Genomic DNA, 16,475 nt, shown 5'->3' with positions numbered 1-16,475 from the left:
GAGGTTACCGGCGTGCACCGACAAAGAACATTCCCGCTCGTCGCCGGGCCCGGCGCGGCGGAACCCCAGCAGCAGCGTCGCCACAAATGTGATCCAAATCACAAGATTCTATTGACCTTCTTAACACCCATTGAGCGGCAACAACAGCGGCAACGCATGAGCTATCACTGACGCGGGACCGGTCGAATGCGGGAAATTACCGCCCAATTCCCCCATGTAGACCGAAAAATAGGTACTCACGCCCCGATTTGCCGCAGGTTTGTGGAGATAACGAAAGTGTCAACGAGGGTGACACCGACGCAAGCAGCTGGCTACCGTGGCAATCGGCAACTTCGGTAGCCAAACCTTCATCAGGTTGGTTGCCCCGGCCGGTCCCTCATCCCGACCGGGGCACAACCAAAAGTTCCCGCGCAGTTTCCCGCACCGCGCACGTTCCCGCACAGCGCTTTCGAGTTCCACTTCCATCGGAGGAACTTCTCACCGTGCCGTCGCCTGATGACATCGCCGCCGCGTTGCTGTCCAGCACCGACTTCGCCGGCGACCGCTCCGCTGTCGACCTGCTGAGCCGCGCGATCAGCCCGCAGGACTTCGCGATCAAACGCGATTCGCTCCCGGTGGCCGCCGCCGCCGATCCCGCCACCTCCGCCGCCATCCTGGAACTCCTCGAACGCGGCCAAGTCCCCACCATGGCGGCGATCCGCACCCTCACCGCGCAGAACGAGATGCGCCGCGAGGCCGAACGCATCGAGCGCCTCGGCCGCCGCGCCCAGCGCAGCATCGATGACTTCGGTCGCGCCCTCGCCACGTTGGCGCATGCCCACTGGACCGCACACGGCATCGGACCGACCCGCCGCGACGTGCTGTCCTCCGAAGAGGTCATGTCACTGATCCGCACCCGCATCGGCGACATCGCCCCCTCGTCGGTGAAACACCTCTGGCTGATCGAGCGCGCCCAGCGCGCCGGCTGGATCGCCTCCAACGCCAATGCCGGATCCCTGTGCGCCGGAAGGCGTTTCCACTCCGATCAATACGGCAACCGGGTCTCGCTGCGCCCGGTCAACACGATCGGCACCGCTGTGGCGGCCTATCTCGCTGACTACCTGGCCGAGCACGGCCGCGCACCGCGCTGGTCCACCGCCGCGCAGGACTTGCGCGACGATCGGGGCCGCCGAATCTTCCACAACACCGCCGACGCGCGAGCCCAAGAACTCTGGCTCACCACCGCCGAATGGGTCGCGTTGCAGGACGACCTCCCGGTGCCGGGCAAACGTGGTCAACGCGCGATCGCGCGCAAGTCTCGCGTCTCGTAGGCACTCCCGAGCCCGGCCCCTATGCTGCCCGCCCACGGGGGCGGCGTTAGCCCATCACACCCACAACATCGGCAAACATCCCATGTCCGAACCCGCGCCCAACTCGTGTACCAGCGCAAATCCGACAATGAGGGTTCGGTAATTTCCTTGCGACGCATCCCGCGTGGAAGGAGTTACCCCGTGTCCACACCCCTGGATCCCGCGGCCACCGCCTGGCTGCTCATCAGCACAGCCATGGTGCTGCTGATGACCCCGGCGCTCGCGCTGTTCTACGGCGGGATGGTGCGCTCGACCGGCGTGCTCAACATGCTGATGATGAACTTCATCGCGATCCCGCTGGTGACCGTCGCCTGGCTGCTGGTCGGCTACAGCCTGGCCTTCAGCGACGACGCGGGCGGCGGCCTGATCGGCAATCTCGACCATTTCGCCATGGCCGACATCGATCCGGGCAGCGTGCGCGGCGCGGTGCCCGAGCTGCTGTTCGCCACCTTCCAGCTGACCTTCGCCATCCTGACCGCGGCGCTGGTCAGCGGTGCGATCGCGGATCGCGCAAAATTCGCCGCATGGATGATCTTCGTGCCGGTGTGGGCACTGGCGGTCTACTCGCCCATCGCGCATTGGGTGTGGGGTCCGGACGGCTGGCTGGCTTCGTTCGGCGTGCTGGACTACGCGGGTGGCCTGGTCGTCGAAATCGCTTCCGGCGCTTCGGCACTGGCGCTCGCCCTGGTGCTCGGCCCGCGCATCGGCTTCAAAACCGACGCCATGCGACCACACAATCTGCCCTTCGTGTTGCTCGGTGCGGGCTTGCTGTGGTTCGGCTGGTTCGGCTTCAATGCCGGGTCGGCGCTGGCCGCGAATGGTGTTGCGGCGGCGGTATTCCTGAACACGTTGGTGGCGGGCTGCCTCGGCATGCTTGGCTGGCTCGCGGTCGAGCAGATCCGCGACGGGCGGCCGACCACCTTCGGTGCGGCGTCCGGCGTGGTGGCCGGTCTGGTCGCGATCACGCCGTCCTGCGGGTCGGTGAACACGTTCGGTGCGTTGATCGTCGGACTCGCCGCCGGTGTGGTGTGTTCGTTCGCGGTCGGCTGGAAATTCAAGGCGGGCTACGACGATTCGCTCGACGTGGTCGGCGTGCACTTCGTCGGCGGCATTGTCGGCACAGTGCTGATCGGCCTGCTCGCTACCCAGGTGATGACCGGCGGCGTCGAAGGACTGTTCTTCGGCGGCGGGCTCGCCCAGCTCGGCAAGCAGCTTGTCGGCGTGCTCGTCGTCGCGGCGTACGCGTTCGCGGTGACCTTCGTGCTCGGCAAGCTGATCGACCGGGCCATCGGCTTCCGGGTGAGCCAGGAAGACGAGACGGCCGGCATCGACTTCGCGCTGCACGCCGAAACCGCCTACGCGGAAGGGGTGCACGGCCACTCCCCCCGGCGGTTCGGCGAGGGACATTTCGGCCACGGCGGGAGTGACCGGGATCACTGAGCGGGCGGCGGCTCCCTCTATCGGCATAGCGTTAACAACGTTACGCTAACCGCGTTAACCTACTGCGTCGAGCAAGGGAGCCGCGCATGCTGGTCCGGATCGCCCAGATTGCCACCCGATACCCGCGCGCGATCCTGCTCGCCGCAGCCGCACTGGCGATCCTCTGTGGAGTGTTCGGCGCAACGGCGGCGTCCCACCTGAAGTCCGCGGGATTCACCTCACCCGACGCCGAATCGTCGCAGGTCTCGCAGTTGCTCGCGGACAATTTCGACGGTGCCGCACCGAACTATGTGCTGCTGGTCAGCTCGGCTGCGGGCGCCGACGCACCGGCCACCCGCGCCGTCGGACTCGACCTGGTGGACAAGCTGCGCGCCCGCTCCGACATCAAGGGCGTGCAGTCCTACTGGACCGCGCCGCCCGCGATCGGGTCCGCACTGCGCAGCACCAACGGCAAGGACGCGCTCGTCCTCGCCTACCTCACCGGCGACGAGACCAAAGCCCAGCAGACGGCGGGCGAGCTCACCGAACAGCTCACCGGAACCAAGGACGGCGTCACCGTCCGGCAGAGCGGCCTGGCCGCCGTCTTCCACGATGTGAACAAGCAGATCACACACGACCTCGCCCTCGCGGAGGGCGTCGCGATACCCATCTCGCTGATCGTGCTCATCCTGGTGTTCGGCAGTCTGGTCGCCGCCGCGCTGCCGCTGGCAGTCGGCATCTTCGCGATCCTCACCACCCTGGCCATCCTGCGGTTGTTCACGCTGATCACCGACGTCTCCATCTACGCGCTGAACATGACGACGGCGATGGGCCTCGCGCTGGCGGTCGACTACAGCCTGTTCATCGTCAGCCGGTACCGCGAAGAGCTCGCCAACGGCCTCGATCCGATACCCGCCACCATTCGCGCCGTACAGACCGCTGGCCGCACCGTGCTGTACTCCGCGCTGACCGTGGCGCTTTCGCTGTCCGTGCTGAGCATCTTCGACATCTACTTCCTGCGGTCGTTCGCCTACGCCGGTGTCGCGGTGGTCGCCGCGGCCGCGGCGGCGGCCATCGTGATCCTGCCCGCCGCGCTCACCCTGCTCGGGCATCGGGTGAATGCGCTCGACATCCGAATTCCATTGCGGCGCATGTTCGGCCGTCCCGCTCCGGACCCGATGGCGCCGCTGGTGCCGGAGCGGAGCTGGTGGTACCGGACGGTGACGTGGGTGATGCGGCATTCGGTGCCGGTGGCGGTGCTGCTCGTTGCCCTATTCCTAGCCCTCGGATCGCCGTTCCTCTCGGTGAAATTCGGCTACCCGGACGACCGCGTACTGCCGACCACCGCAGCCAGCCGTCAGGTCGGTGACGTGCTGCGCACCGAGTTCCCCGCGGCCAACGCGGGCAACAACACCACCGTCGTGCTGGACGGATATCACGGCGGACCGGGGCCGATCGGCGAGTACGCCACGGAACTGTCCAGGGTGGACGGCGTTTCGGCCGTACTGTCCAGCGCCGGGATCTACATCAAAGGCGCGCGGATGGCCGCAGGGCCGCCCGGAATGGCCAATGGCACAGGCGAATACGTGAATGTCGCGACCCGCGTCGACCCATTCTCACCGGCGGGCAAGGCCCAGTTGCTCGACCTGCGTGACGTGCCCGCCCCCGCGCCGACGCTGTTCGGTGGGGCGGCCGCGGTCAATTCCGATGCGCTCGATTCGCTCGGCGCCCGGCTGCCACTGGCCATCGCGCTGATCGCACTCGCCACCTTCGTGGTGTTGTTCCTGTTCACCGGCAGCCTGCTGTTGCCGCTGAAAGCTATTGTGCTCAACACGCTTTCGCTGGCGGCGGCGTTCGGCGCGATGGTCTGGATCTTCCAGGACGGCCATCTGTCCGATCTGCTCGGCTTCACCGCGGTGGGATATATGACACCGACGATGCCGATCCTGATGTTCTGCCTCGCGTTTGGCATGTCGATGGACTACGAGGTCTTCCTGCTCTCCCGCGTCCGTGAGGAATGGCTGGCCTCGGGCCGCGTCGTCGACGGCGTCATCGTGCGCACCGCGGCGGACAACGAGCACGCACTCGCCGTCGGTGTCGCCAGGACCGGCCGGATCTACACCGCCGCAGCCCTGCTCATGGCCATCGTGATGGGCGCGATGGTCACCTCGAAGGTGTCGTTCATCCAGTTGATGGGCCTCGGGTTGACCCTGACCGTGCTCGCCGACGCCACCCTCATCCGCACCATGCTCGCCCCGTCGCTGATGAAGTTGATGGGCACCGCGAACTGGTGGGCGCCGAAGCCACTGGCCCGGCTGCATGCCCGGGTCGGACTGCGCGAGCACGACGCCGATCCCGATCGGCCCGAACGCGTACTGGCCGGTCGCGAATGATCGGTGCCGGTCGATCCAGGTCGGCCCGCGGCGCCGGAGCGCAGTTGCGGACCGAAATCCTCGATGCCGCACGGGAATTGCTGGCCCGCACCGGGCACGCCGACGCGGTGTCGATCCGTGATATCAGCAAGCGGGTCGGCGTCAGCGCGCCCTCGATCTACCGGCACTTCGCCGACAAGGACGCGCTCATCGATGCCGTGGTCGCACAGGTCTTCGAGGACTTGGACGCCGCGATGCGTGCCGCGACGGATCCCACCGCGTCCCCGACCACCCGGCTGCAACAGCAGGGGCTCGCCTACGTCCGGTTCGCCCGGGAGCATCCCGAGCAGTATCGGCTGGCGACCACGCCGACCATCGTCGGCGGCGCAGTAGACCAAGTGCTGAGTAGCGGTGCGTTCCAACATTTTTCGCAGACCGTGCAGGAATGCATGGACGCGGGCGTGATGACACCGGGCGACCCGTTGCCGATCGTGCTCGACCTCTGGGCGGCCGCGCACGGCATCGCATCGCTGCTGATCGCGAAACCGTATATCCCATGGGGCGATACCGATGCGGCGGCGAACCGCGTGCTGCGCGCCGCGTGCATCGGCCACGTTGTCGTGGACATGATCGGCAGCGACCCGGCGCCGGATGAGGCTGCGGACTGGCTGAGCGAGTTGCGTCACCGGCTCTGACGCGGCGCGTCGAAACGGGCCGCTCGCCGGTCGCGTATTGGAATCTGCCTGCGTTTTTCCCTCGTTCTCCTCGGCCAGCTGCTCGATGCTTTGCCTCGACAGCAGCACCTAGATCGACAGCAGCACCTAGATGAGGGATCGCAGTAGATGAGGATGAGGAAGCTTGCCGTGGTCGCGGCACTGGTGACCATGGCGACCGGGGTCGCCGCAGGCACTTCCGTCGCCGCACCGCAGCCGCCCGAAGGCCCGATCAACTTTTCCGCGCACGCCACCGATAAGCAGTCCATCGTCTCGATCGACTCCGGTTCGCTCGTCGTCGAAGACGACGCTTTCGAAATCAAGGCCGCCAACGGCACCGTCGTCGCGGCGACCCCGTTGAAATTCCGGCTCGACGACTTCGAATTCCCCATCGCCGCCGACATCGTGGGCCGCACCGCGACCCTGACCCCTGAATTCGACATCTCGAAGGCTGTGTACAAGCCAATTGCCCTGCCGTTCGAGGACAAAGCGCCGTGGAAGTCCGAGTACGACCGTGAGCAGGCCGCCTGGAGCCGACTGACCAGCACGATCAGTCTCGGTGCCAGCATCGGCACCCTGGTGGGCGGTCTCGGCGGCGCGGCAGTCGGCTGTGTCCTCGGTGGCGCGCTCGGCGGCCTGGTCGTCGGCGGCACCATCGTCGGCCTGTTCGGCCCGTTCGTCGGTGGCATCATCGCGGGCTGCCTCGGCGGCGCTGCCGCCGTCGGTGCGCTCGGCACGATCGCGGGCCAGATCTTCGTCACGGCTCCGGTCGCGATCGGCGCGGCCATCCAGTACTTCACCACGATCAACCAGCCGTTCGTGCCGCCGGCCAAGTAGTCCACAGTCGATACTGCGAGAAAGCCCGCCCAGCACTCCTCGCGCTGGGCGGGCTTTCGTACGCGCCGCGCCTGCACTCGGACGGAGGTACCGAGCCGGGAAACTGTGTGTGCGAGAACACAGCGGCGGATTGAGGCTTGGTGAGTCGTGGTGGACGGTGTTAATTTCATACCATGTCTGCCGGTCGATCGAACGCTCTGCGGGTCACCTATGTGACCGCCGCGCTCGGCCTTCGGCTGCCGTTGACTCGCGAACTGTGTAGTCGCCCTTGCCGCAGCTGAACGGCCCTTTCGGCTCGTTTGCTGCCTAGTCGCCCCTGTAGGCACGTCCCGCCGGTCGCGGGACCTCGGCAAGGAACCTCACATATGTCCCTCCCTACCCTTGAACGATCCGTCGCCAGGGTCGCGGGCGGTCGCGTCCGCGTCCAGCGTCCCGTGGTCGCCCCGGAACTGCGCATCGCCGACAACCCGGCGGCCGCGGTCCTCCGTGCCGCGACGGGTGGCCCCGTCTCGCGCGACAATGCCGCGCGCACAACGGGTTTGAGCATCGCCACGGTCAACCGCCAGGTGTCCGCGCTGCTCAATGCCGGCCTGCTTCGCGAACGGCCCGACCTGACGGCGTCGGGTGCGGTCGGACGACCCCGGGTGCCCTTCGAGATCGACCACGAGGCGTACCTGACCCTCGGCATCCACATCGGCGCCGCGGTCACCAAGATCGTGGCGGCCGATCTGCGCGGCCGCATCCTCGGCGGACTGGCCATTGCCACGCCGCTGACCGGCCAGGAATTCGCCACCACCACCGTCGCGCGCAGCGCCAAGGCGTTCCTGCAGCGGTGGCATCGGCGCAAGCCGCTCTGGGCGGGCGTCGCCATCGGCGGCCGGGTCGATCCGCTCACCGGCGTGGTCGACCATCCCAAGCTGGACTGGCACGGCGCGCAGATCGGTGCCGTCCTCGGCGAGGTGCTCGAGCTACCGGTATCGGTGGCGCCGCATGTCGAGGCGATGGCGGCCTCGGAGTTGTTGCTGCCCACCATCGAATCGCGGGACGCGGCCAGCGGACGCGTCGCCGGACCGGAACGCGGCAGCAGCCTGTACTTCTATGTACGCGAAACCGCCGGTGTGGCAGTTACTTTGGATGGTCGCGTGCACACGCCGAGCAACGGACCCGGCTCCATCGCGCACTTGCCGACCGGCTCGGATGTCGAATGCGCCTGCGGCAGGCGCGGTTGCCTCGAGGTGACCGTCGGCGACCGTTCGCTGCACTCGCGGGCCGTCGGACGCGGAATCATCCCCGCGCACAATGGAACCGCGGGCTCGACCATCGCCGACCTCTACCGCGCGGCCGAGGCGGGCTCGGAACCGGCGCGCGAACTGCTCGCCGAACGCGCCACCATCCTCGGCCACACCGTGGCCATGGTGCGCGACATGCTCAACCCCGACCGGGTGATCCTCGGCGGCCAAGCCTTCACCGGCTACCGCCCCGCCGTCACCCACGTGGCGCGCGCCTTCGCCCAGGGTTCCACCTTGCCCCCCACCGACATTCGGATCAGCGGATTCGGCGGCAAGGTCCAGGAATTCGCCGCCGTGGTCACCTCCCTGAGCGTGCTCTACGCGGACCCGCTCGCCGCTATCCGCCGCACTACCCTCGCCGACTGACCGTTACCTCCTACCAGGAGAAGGCCGCCGCCCTCGTGCCCACTGGGTGCAGCGGATTGGCGGACACAAACACACCACCCGACCTGCCGCATACCGAATCGCATGCGATTTCGGATGCAGTGGGGTCGGGTGGTGTGCGGGGCTATCGCGGGGCGAGCGCACAGTTTGTTGGTACAGGCCGAGTGATGCTCGCGCACAGGCCAGCTCGGCGACGCGGTCTAGCGGTGGGGATCGCCCGCGGTGGCGAAGAGTCCTTCCAGCGCGGTAATGAAGAACGGGAAGTGGGCTGCGAACCGTTGCAGGTTGCGGTCCCGATCAAAGCCGCCGAACCAGTAGAGGCCCGGCTGGGAGTCGGCGGACGGGTTCAGGTCACGGAAAGCGCGAATCCAGTTGTCGGCACGGCCGCCGATCACCATGAACGGCAGCGCGCGGGAGAACACGGTCTCCTGGTCGAGCGGCGGGACCTGTTCGCGCCGTGTCGATTCCAGGCCGCGCTGGAGGGCGCGGAGCTGCCCGGTCAAGGCGAGACCGTGGGTGGTTCGGACGGGCAGGTACTTCGGCAGCAGCACGGTAGCGAGACCCGCGAGTGCGATGGCGACGCCGACCAGCGCGTGACCCGAGGTGAGGGCGAGTGCGATCGTCGCGGCGACACCGGCGACGATCAACGCGCCACCCAGCCAGATCGCCAGGCCGGGACGGCGGCGATTGTGGAAAGTGCCGCGGGCGACCGCGTCGGCGACCAGCGCGGTCCGCACCGGCCCGGACTGCACCCGTCCCGGTGCGCGCAGTTCGGTGATGGTGACCGCGTCGGTGCCGTCGGGCAATAGTGCCTGATAGATGGCCTTTTCGTAGTCACGTAGCTGGTCGTCGGGGGCATTGACCCGGGTGATCCGCCAGTCGGTATCGCCGAGCGGCGTCACCCAGAGGTACCGGCGCACGGCGAGATCCACCACCGTGGCGGCGATGTCGACCGGGTCCACATATCCGTCGAGCAGCAGGCCTGCCTCGCCGGGCAGCACGCCGTCCGGCGAGGTGAACTGCACTCGCTCACCGTCGCGCACCAGTGGGTCGATCGTCGCCGATCCGGTTCCGGCAGCGGCATTCTGGCGGCGTGCGCGCAGCACGAAGGCGACCAGACCGGCGAGCGCGAGCAGCAGCACGCCGAACGCGATGAGGACCGGCGTGGTGATCGCGAACGGCCCGGAATCGCTGCCATCGCGCACATCGGCATTGCTCGGCACAGTGCCCGGCGGCAGTTGCAAAGTGAGATCGATGGCGTCGCCCTTGCGCAGATCGGTCTGCTCCAGATGGAGCACACCATCGACCTCGGTCTTCACGTCGGCGCATGGCCTGGTGTTGCCGGGTGGGCCGAGTTTGCAGTCCACGATGCCCATTTCGAAGCTCGGGCTGATCAAGGTGGCGCTGATCGACGCGATGTCGGCGCCCATCACGCCCAGCCAGTTGAACACCTGGCTGCCCGGTGCGTCGCTGACCAGGTTGTGCACCGAATAGGTGAACGTCGACTCGCCGGGGTTGGCCTCGATGGTGAATTGATCGTTCGCCACCGTCGCGGTGCCCGCGCCCTTGGTATCGACATCGGTGACCTTGAAGAACCGCTCGGCGTCGTCACCCACTTTGAGCCGCAACGGCAGTGACATCCGGAACGTGCCGTCGGCGGGCACCGCGATCTGTTCGACGACCTCGAGCACCCCCTCGCGACTCAGCTTCAGATCGGCGGTGATGGTCACGCCGCTCGGTGCGGGCTGGGGATGGGCGATCGGGGCGGTCGCGAGCAATCCCGCGGTGGCGAGCAGCAGCGCGCCTACGGCGCCCCCCCGAAAAGTCAGCATGGCTGCCTACTTTAGACAGCTTGCTATTCTGCGTCATCGGCTGTCGGCGATCATTGAAGCGAGGGGGTACGGGGGCGTGACACAACCACCGTACGGATACGGACCGGTTCCGCCTGGTGGGCGACCGGTCGCGCCCTCGCCCGGGTACGGTCAGCCTGCTGCTCCGCCGCCGGGGTACCGCCAGCCGCCAGGGCACGGTCAACCGCCGGGCTATGGGCCGCCACCGGGCTACGGTCCGCCACCGGGATACGGTCCGCCGCCCGGCTACGCCCCGCCAGGTAATCGTCCGCCGCCGGGATATGGTCCGCCACCCGGTTATTCGCCGCCCGGATACGGTCCCCCGCCCGGACATCGCGCGCCGGTTCCGCCACCGATGCCGTATGGCCCGCCCGGCCGTCCGCCGTACCCGCCGCGCCGCCGGTCCGGTGGTGGCGGTGCGTGGATCGCGGTGCTGGTCGTAGTGGTCTTCCTGGTCGCGGGTGGCTTGGTGCGCAACGCGATATCGACCGGCAACGACGACAGCGACGCATCCGGCCCGGCGCCGAGTCTCACCTTCGCCCCCGATGGTTCATCCGGCCCGGCCGAGACCGCGGCCAACCCGCTGCTGGTCGACCCGAACGCCACCCTCGTCCCCGCGCGCTGCGCGTACTCCCCGTGGGGTACCCAGGTGGACGCCGCGCGCAAGTTCTTCGAAAGTGCGGCGGGCTGCCTGGAGGCGGCGTGGAAACCAGTGATGCAGAAGGCGAAGCTGCCGTTCCAGCCACCCGCGTTGAACGTCAGCGCGACCACCACCGGCATCACTACGCCCTGCACCGGTTCCACCAGCAACTTCGCCGCCTTCTACTGCCCGGCGAACAAAACCATCTACATGCCGATCAGCCAGTTGCAAACCGACTTCTTCAGAGACAACTGGGTCGTCTACCTGTCCGTCTTCGCGCACGAATACGGCCACCACATCCAAGCCATGTCCGGCATCCTGCGCAAAGCCAACAGCGAGCGCGCCGACGCGGGCCCGCGCAGCAGTCGCGGCCTCGAACTCTCCCGCCGAGTCGAGTTGCAGGCCAACTGCTTCGACGGTATGTACCTGGCCTCGTCGTCCGGCGGCGGCTCGCTCACCGACGCCCAGCTCAACCTGGCCCGCAAAGACGCCTACGGCCGCGGTGACCAAGCGGGCGACATGCGCGACCACGGCACCTCCGAAAACGGCGGTCTGTGGTTCGAGACCGGTCTCGACAAAAACCGTGCCGCCCACTGCAACACCTTCACCGCCGCACCCGGCGCCGTGAGTTAACCCGCAAGGCGTCTTCGCACGCCTATGCCGCGCTTCAGCCACCGGTCAACCAGTTGTCCGATATGCGTAGTCCTGACCAAGTCCGCGAACTCCAAATCGGGCAGGGGCCTTACGCCCCGTCGGCAAAAGGGGAACTCGACCGCCTCGCGTACGTGTTCTCCGGTGCCACGGTGATCACGTCGCACACCTGCACCAGTTCGTCGGGAACGTCTCCCTCGAAATGTGCTGTGCTGGGGACGATCACCGCATCCGTCTCCAGTCGCTGCGCCACACTCAACAACCTGCCGACGACGTCCTCGGTCTCCGCACCGAACACCACAGTCTTGGCAAGGTCATATCCGAACCGCTGCGCCAAACTCCGAATCAACACCTCATCCCACTGCTGCCGAGCACCGGAGATATCCCGGCGCAGATAGCCAACCGCCGCTGGACGTCGCCTCATCAGACCACTCCCTTCCGCCCCCGACGATCCCGGTAAACAGCGGTCCGCAACAACGCCCGACCGCTGCCAGTAACCCGCCACTGCACCGGCTGCCGGTGCGAGCCTCGCGCAAGTCAGATCGCCGAGCAGGTCAGCATTACCCCTGTTTGGCCGCCGCCTTCGCCTGCTTCTTGAATTCCCTGACCTGTGCCAGCGATTCGGCATCGGTTACGTCGGCGACTGAACGGCGGGAGCCTTCGTCACCGTAGGCGCCCGCGGCTTCCCGCCAACCCACCGGTTGTACGCCGCGCTGTTTACCGAGCAGCGAAAGGAAGATTTTTGCCTTCTGCTCGCCGAATCCTGGCAGGGCCTTCAAGCGGCGGAGCACCTCTTTGCCGTCGGGCTTGTCTTTCTTCCACAGGTTCTCGGTTTTGCCGTCGTAGTTCTCGATGATGTAGCGCGCGAGTTCCTGGGCGCGTCGCGCCATCGATCGACCGTAGCGGTGGATGGCGGGTGGTGTGGCGCAGAGGTCTTCGAATTCTTGGGGGTCGGCCTCGGCTATGCGGTGGATGTCGAAACCACCCATGCGGTCGGCGATCTTTTTCGGGCCGCGGAAGGCGTGTTCCATCGGATACTGCTGGTCGAGCAGCATGCCGAGCAGAGTGGCGAAGTGGTCCTCGGTTAACAGCTCGTCTGCCTCGACGTCCTGCGCCAGGCAAAGCTTGCGACTCATCGCCATTCCTTCCCACCGTGACAAACTGCTCGGACGGATTCGATCATCTCATCTGTCCAGACGCAGTGAAGGCGTCCTCCGCGCGACGGGTGGGCGTAGCGCACGTCCCGTGGTTGGATAGCGGCATGCAAGGGGGGTCTACGGTCCGTTCCGCCGTCGATCGCGTTTTCGCGATAGCGACGAAAAGCGAGTGACCGAACTGTTGAATGCGCTGAGCCGGAAGCCGAACAGCGGAAGGCAACGAGAGGTAATGGCGTGACGGAGACAGCGTTGGTGCGGGCACGGGCCGCGCGGGTGCTCACCGAACTCGGCGCACCGTGGATGATCAACATCGTCACCTCGGTGATCGCCGGGTTCCTGGTGGACGCGCCGAGGTGGGGGCTGTTCATCGCGACGATCTCCGGGGTGCTTCCGATGATCGTCATCCTGCTCGGTGTGCGGCGCGGCATCGCGAGCGATCACCACGTGACGGAAATCCGCGACCGCCATTGGGTGATACCGGCGATCCTGGCCATCGTGTGCGTCGGCCTCGCCATCGAGATCGCCCGAGGCGCGCCACGCGAACTGATCGCCTGGACCATCGCCGCCCTGGTTGTGCTGGTCGGGATCGGCATCGTGACCGTAGTAGGCGGCTGGAAGGTCAGCGTCCACACCGCGGTCGGCGCGGGCACGACGGTCCTGCTGGCAATGATCTCGTCCCTCTGGTTCCTGCTCGCGCTACCGCTGACCGCACTGGTCGGCTGGTCTCGGGTATGGCTGGGCGACCACACCCGTGCCCAGGTGATCGTCGGCGCTTTCCTCGGCGCGGCACTCGCCGCAGCCGCGTACCAACTCGCCGCCTAGCCGACTTCATGATCAACGGCACATGACGGTGACCTCTTCTCCCGAATTACCGCAGCCATGTGCCGTTGATCATGAATTGCGTGCGGGTATGCGGCGTTAGATGTTGTGGTGACAGGGCTCACAGGGCTGGCGTGCGTCGGTATGGGCCCGCGCGTAGGCTCCTGCGCATGCCACAGCAGACGGCAGTACCTACATCGGCTCCCCACACGATGGGCACGGCTAGGGATGGGAACGGGCCCGTGAACACCTATACATTGCGCCCGGATCGGTTCGACCGAGCAGGCCAGGATCAACTCGTCGACGTTCGCGACCTACAGGCCGCGTTGCCCGGCATCCGCCGGTTGCGCGAATGGGCGCACGCCGCGCTCGCACTGCAGCCGGGCGAACGCGCGGTGGACATCGGCTCCGGCACCGGCACGGAGGTGATGGCCTTCGCGGACGCGGTCGGCCCGGACGGAGTGGCGGTGGGCGTCGAACCCGACCCGAACCTGCTCGCCTCCGCGGAACGCCGTGCCGCGCAGACCGGTTCGACCGCCAAGTTCCATTCCGGCGACGCCTACGGCCTGCCGTTCGGCGCGAACAGTTTCGATGCCGCGTTGTGCGAGCGAGTGTTCCAGCATCTGACCGCGCCCGCCCGCGCCGCCAACGAGATCGCGCGCGTGCTGCGCCCCGGCGGCCGCGTCGTGGTGATGGACAGCGACTGGGGCACGGCCATCGTGCACCCCGGCGAGCGGCAGGTGGTTCGCGAGGTGGTCGACACGCTGATCTCCGCGACCACCAACCCGTTCTCCGGCCGCAAGCTGCCCGGCCAACTGACCAAGGCGGGCTTGGTGATCGATGAGATCGGCTCACACGCGCTGGTGCAGGATCGCACCGTCGGCGTCGGCTCGCTGGTCACCCGCATTTCGGCGATGGCGGTGGCGCGCGGCGTGATCACCGAGGAGCAGCGCGCTCAGCTGGTCGAGGACCTGGAAGCAGGCGCGGCCAGCGGCGATATCCACCTCTCGGTGACGATGTTCGCCGTGTTGGCGCACAAACCGAACTGACCTCGAACAGCACAGTGGGCGCGTACCTCGGTACGCGCCCACTGTCGTCGAGCTACTTGTCGAGCAGCTTCTCGGTGGCCGCGAGCAGCACGCAGGTGGCCAGGCCGTCCATCGCCTTCTCCAGTTCGGGCAGCTTCGGGAAGCTGGGCGCGATCCGAATGTTCTTGTCCTCCGGGTCATTCCGGTACGGGAACGCCGAGCCAGCTGCGGTGAGCGCGATTCCCGCGTCCTTGGCCAGCGCGATCACCCGTCCCGCCGTGCCCTCCAGGACATCCAGGCTGATGAAGTAGCCGCCCTTGGGCTCCGTCCAGGACGCGACCTTGGACGCGCCAAGCCGGTCCTCCAGGATGCGCAGCACCAGTGCGAATTTCGGTTCCAGGATGGCGCGGTGCTTCTGCATGTGCGCGCGCACGCCGTCGGCGTTCTTGAAGAAGCGCAGATGGCGCAGCTGGTTGATTTTGTCCGGGCCGATGCTCTTCTTCGACGCGTGCCCGAGGTACCAGTCCAGGTTCGCGGTGGAGCCGCCGAGGAAGCTGACGCCCGAGCCCGCGAAGGTAATCTTCGAGGTGGAGGCGAACACCAAGGGGCGGTTGGGGTTTCCGGCCGCGGCGGCCAGGCCGAGCACGTCGATAACGGGGGCCGCCGTGTCGGTCAGGGGATGAACGGCGTAGGCGTTGTCCCAGATCAGGCGGAAGTCCGGTGCCGCGGCGGGCATAGAAACCAGTTCCCGGACAACATCTTCGGAGAACGTGACGCCGGACGGGTTGGAATAGTTCGGTACCGCCCACAGACCCTTGATCTGCGGATCGTTCGCGATCAACGCGGCGATGGCGCGCGTGTCCGGGCCGTCGTGGTGCATCGGGACCGGAATCATCTCGAAGCCGAGCACCTCGGTGATCGAGAAATGCCGGTCGTAGCCGGGGCTCGGGCACAGGAACTTCAGCTTGTCCTCGGCGGCCCACCGGCGCTCGGAGTCGTTGGTGCCGTACAGCATCGCGAAGGCGAGCACGTCGTGCATGAGTTCGAGGCTGGCATTGTTACCCGCCAGCAGGTTGTCCACCGGGATGCCGAGCAGCTCACCGAAGATCGCCCGCAGTTCCGGAAGTCCGTGCAGGCCGCCGTAATTGCGGCAATCGGTGCCGGTGCCGTCCCGGTAGTCACCGTCGCCGGGCAGCGAAAGCAGTTCGGCGGACAGGTCGAGTTGTTCCGGAGAGGGTTTCCCTCGCGTCAGGTCCAGCGTGAGCTTCTCGGTCTTGAGCGTCGCGTAGTTCGCGTTCTGAGTCTCGTGCTCGGACACGAGTTCCTCGTGGCTCATCAAACCGATCTGCGTTTGCCGGGGCATCCTGGGCAGCCTTTCGAAGCAGCGGGACGTGGGGTGTGGCCGGACCGATGTGCGGCGGCCGGACATTCAGCCCGCCGAGCGCATCGTGCACCGACGGACCGTGTTCACGTTACCCGTGTGTTGCTCTGATTTGGAGGCGATATTCGACAGCCGGACCGCGGTCCCTGCGGGCCCCCGAAATTAAGGGGACCCCGCGCACCCGGCAGAGCCCATTGACCCTTGCTGCCTTCCGGCCCTGGGGGAGTTCACAGGATGCGCGCCGCGCGGGATCCGTCGGCCAGTGTAGCCGCTCCCCCGCCCACCGCCATCCTCCGGGTGCCCATAATCGGGTCAAAAGTGGACCGAACAGGGACTTCTCTGGCCCGAACAGACCCGTTTGGCGTCCACCCGCCCCGTACCGGTATGCTGCTCCACGGAGGATTCGCCTAGTGGCCTATGGCGCTCGCCTGGAACGCGGGTTGGGTTAACGCCCTCAGGGGTTCAAATCCCCTATCCTCCGCAGAGAAGACGCAGGTCGGGGGCTATTTTCGGATAGCCCCCGGGTTGCGGTCAACATGCGGTCAACACGACCGTGGCATCTGAGGCTCGATTCGGCGCACCGACA

At 67.0% G+C, this 16,475-nt stretch carries 13 protein-coding genes, 1 tRNA gene and 1 other RNA gene; 10 read left to right on the top strand and 5 right to left on the bottom strand.

The genetic code is table 11. The features are described from left to right. Positions 1-482 precede the first annotated feature (482 nt). From KV110_RS01920 to KV110_RS01895, 6 genes are all read left to right on the top strand, one after another. On the top strand, positions 483-1,310 hold the full coding sequence (locus tag KV110_RS01920; RefSeq protein ID WP_218472821.1) for a hypothetical protein: 828 nt from the start codon (positions 483-485) through the stop codon (positions 1,308-1,310). Between the two features lie 180 nt (positions 1,311-1,490). Further along, positions 1,491-2,789 (top strand): ammonium transporter, encoded by a 1,299-nt coding sequence (locus KV110_RS01915; protein WP_218472820.1) that lies wholly within the window; start codon positions 1,491-1,493, stop codon positions 2,787-2,789. Positions 2,790-2,875: 86 nt separating this feature from the next. Continuing rightward, positions 2,876-5,161: an MMPL family transporter gene (locus KV110_RS01910; protein WP_218472819.1), complete on the top strand. Its 2,286-nt coding sequence runs from the start codon at positions 2,876-2,878 to the stop codon at positions 5,159-5,161. Continuing rightward, the gene (locus KV110_RS01905; protein ID WP_218472818.1) at positions 5,158-5,835 is read left to right on the top strand and encodes a TetR/AcrR family transcriptional regulator; all 678 of its coding nucleotides are present in this window, start codon (positions 5,158-5,160) and stop codon (positions 5,833-5,835) included. Before KV110_RS01910 ends, KV110_RS01905 begins: the two co-directional genes overlap by 4 nt. Before the next feature lie 147 nt (positions 5,836-5,982). After that, positions 5,983-6,690 (top strand): DUF8020 domain-containing protein, encoded by a 708-nt coding sequence (locus KV110_RS01900; protein WP_218472817.1) that lies wholly within the window; start codon positions 5,983-5,985, stop codon positions 6,688-6,690. 365 nt (positions 6,691-7,055) lie between these two features. Continuing rightward, on the top strand, positions 7,056-8,345 hold the full coding sequence (locus KV110_RS01895) for an ROK family transcriptional regulator (RefSeq protein WP_218472816.1): 1,290 nt from the start codon (positions 7,056-7,058) through the stop codon (positions 8,343-8,345). A 218-nt stretch (positions 8,346-8,563) separates the two neighbouring features. Here the strand turns inward: KV110_RS01895 and KV110_RS01890 are convergent, their stop codons facing one another. Next, positions 8,564-10,195: a DUF2207 family protein gene (locus KV110_RS01890; protein WP_218472815.1), complete on the bottom strand. Its 1,632-nt coding sequence runs from the start codon at positions 10,193-10,195 to the stop codon at positions 8,564-8,566. 373 nt (positions 10,196-10,568) lie between these two features. Between KV110_RS01890 and KV110_RS01885 the strand changes: the two genes are divergently transcribed. After that, entirely contained in the window at positions 10,569-11,486 is a 918-nt protein-coding gene (locus tag KV110_RS01885; protein WP_218472814.1) for a neutral zinc metallopeptidase, read from the top strand. Between the two features lie 109 nt (positions 11,487-11,595). Here KV110_RS01885 and KV110_RS01880 read toward each other — a convergent pair whose 3' ends face one another. Together KV110_RS01880 and KV110_RS01875 are read right to left on the bottom strand one after the other, a co-directional pair. Then, positions 11,596-11,928 (bottom strand): hypothetical protein, encoded by a 333-nt coding sequence (locus KV110_RS01880; protein WP_218472813.1) that lies wholly within the window; start codon positions 11,926-11,928, stop codon positions 11,596-11,598. Positions 11,929-12,064: 136 nt separating this feature from the next. Beyond that, positions 12,065-12,640 carry an HhH-GPD-type base excision DNA repair protein gene (locus KV110_RS01875; protein ID WP_218472812.1) on the bottom strand — a complete coding sequence of 192 codons (576 nt, stop codon included), beginning with the start codon at positions 12,638-12,640 and terminating at the stop codon, positions 12,065-12,067. Positions 12,641-12,895: 255 nt separating this feature from the next. Between KV110_RS01875 and KV110_RS01870 the strand changes: the two genes are divergently transcribed. Both KV110_RS01870 and KV110_RS01865 read left to right on the top strand, forming a co-directional pair. Then, positions 12,896-13,483: a phosphatase PAP2 family protein gene (locus KV110_RS01870; protein WP_246634309.1), complete on the top strand. Its 588-nt coding sequence runs from the start codon at positions 12,896-12,898 to the stop codon at positions 13,481-13,483. A 239-nt stretch (positions 13,484-13,722) separates the two neighbouring features. Next, positions 13,723-14,529: a methyltransferase domain-containing protein gene (locus tag KV110_RS01865; protein ID WP_218472811.1), complete on the top strand. Its 807-nt coding sequence runs from the start codon at positions 13,723-13,725 to the stop codon at positions 14,527-14,529. A gap of 52 nt (positions 14,530-14,581) precedes the next feature. Here the strand turns inward: KV110_RS01865 and KV110_RS01860 are convergent, their stop codons facing one another. Together KV110_RS01860 and ffs are read right to left on the bottom strand one after the other, a co-directional pair. After that, the gene (locus KV110_RS01860) at positions 14,582-15,871 is read right to left on the bottom strand and encodes an aspartate aminotransferase type Ic (protein WP_218472810.1); all 1,290 of its coding nucleotides are present in this window, start codon (positions 15,869-15,871) and stop codon (positions 14,582-14,584) included. A 180-nt stretch (positions 15,872-16,051) separates the two neighbouring features. Further along, an RNA gene (gene ffs / locus KV110_RS01855) (signal recognition particle sRNA small type) lies at positions 16,052-16,146 on the bottom strand. Positions 16,147-16,285: 139 nt separating this feature from the next. On the opposite strand from ffs, the gene KV110_RS01850 reads away from it, so the two are divergent. Further along, a tRNA-Ser gene (locus KV110_RS01850) sits at positions 16,286-16,370 on the top strand. Positions 16,371-16,475: the final 105 nt, after the last annotated feature.

It is taken from the genome of Nocardia iowensis, from assembly GCF_019222765.1.
GTDB classification, from domain to species: Bacteria; Actinomycetota; Actinomycetes; order Mycobacteriales; family Mycobacteriaceae; genus Nocardia; species Nocardia iowensis.
Note: the sequence above shows the minus strand (reverse complement) of the source record. Positions and strands in the feature narration are given on the sequence as shown.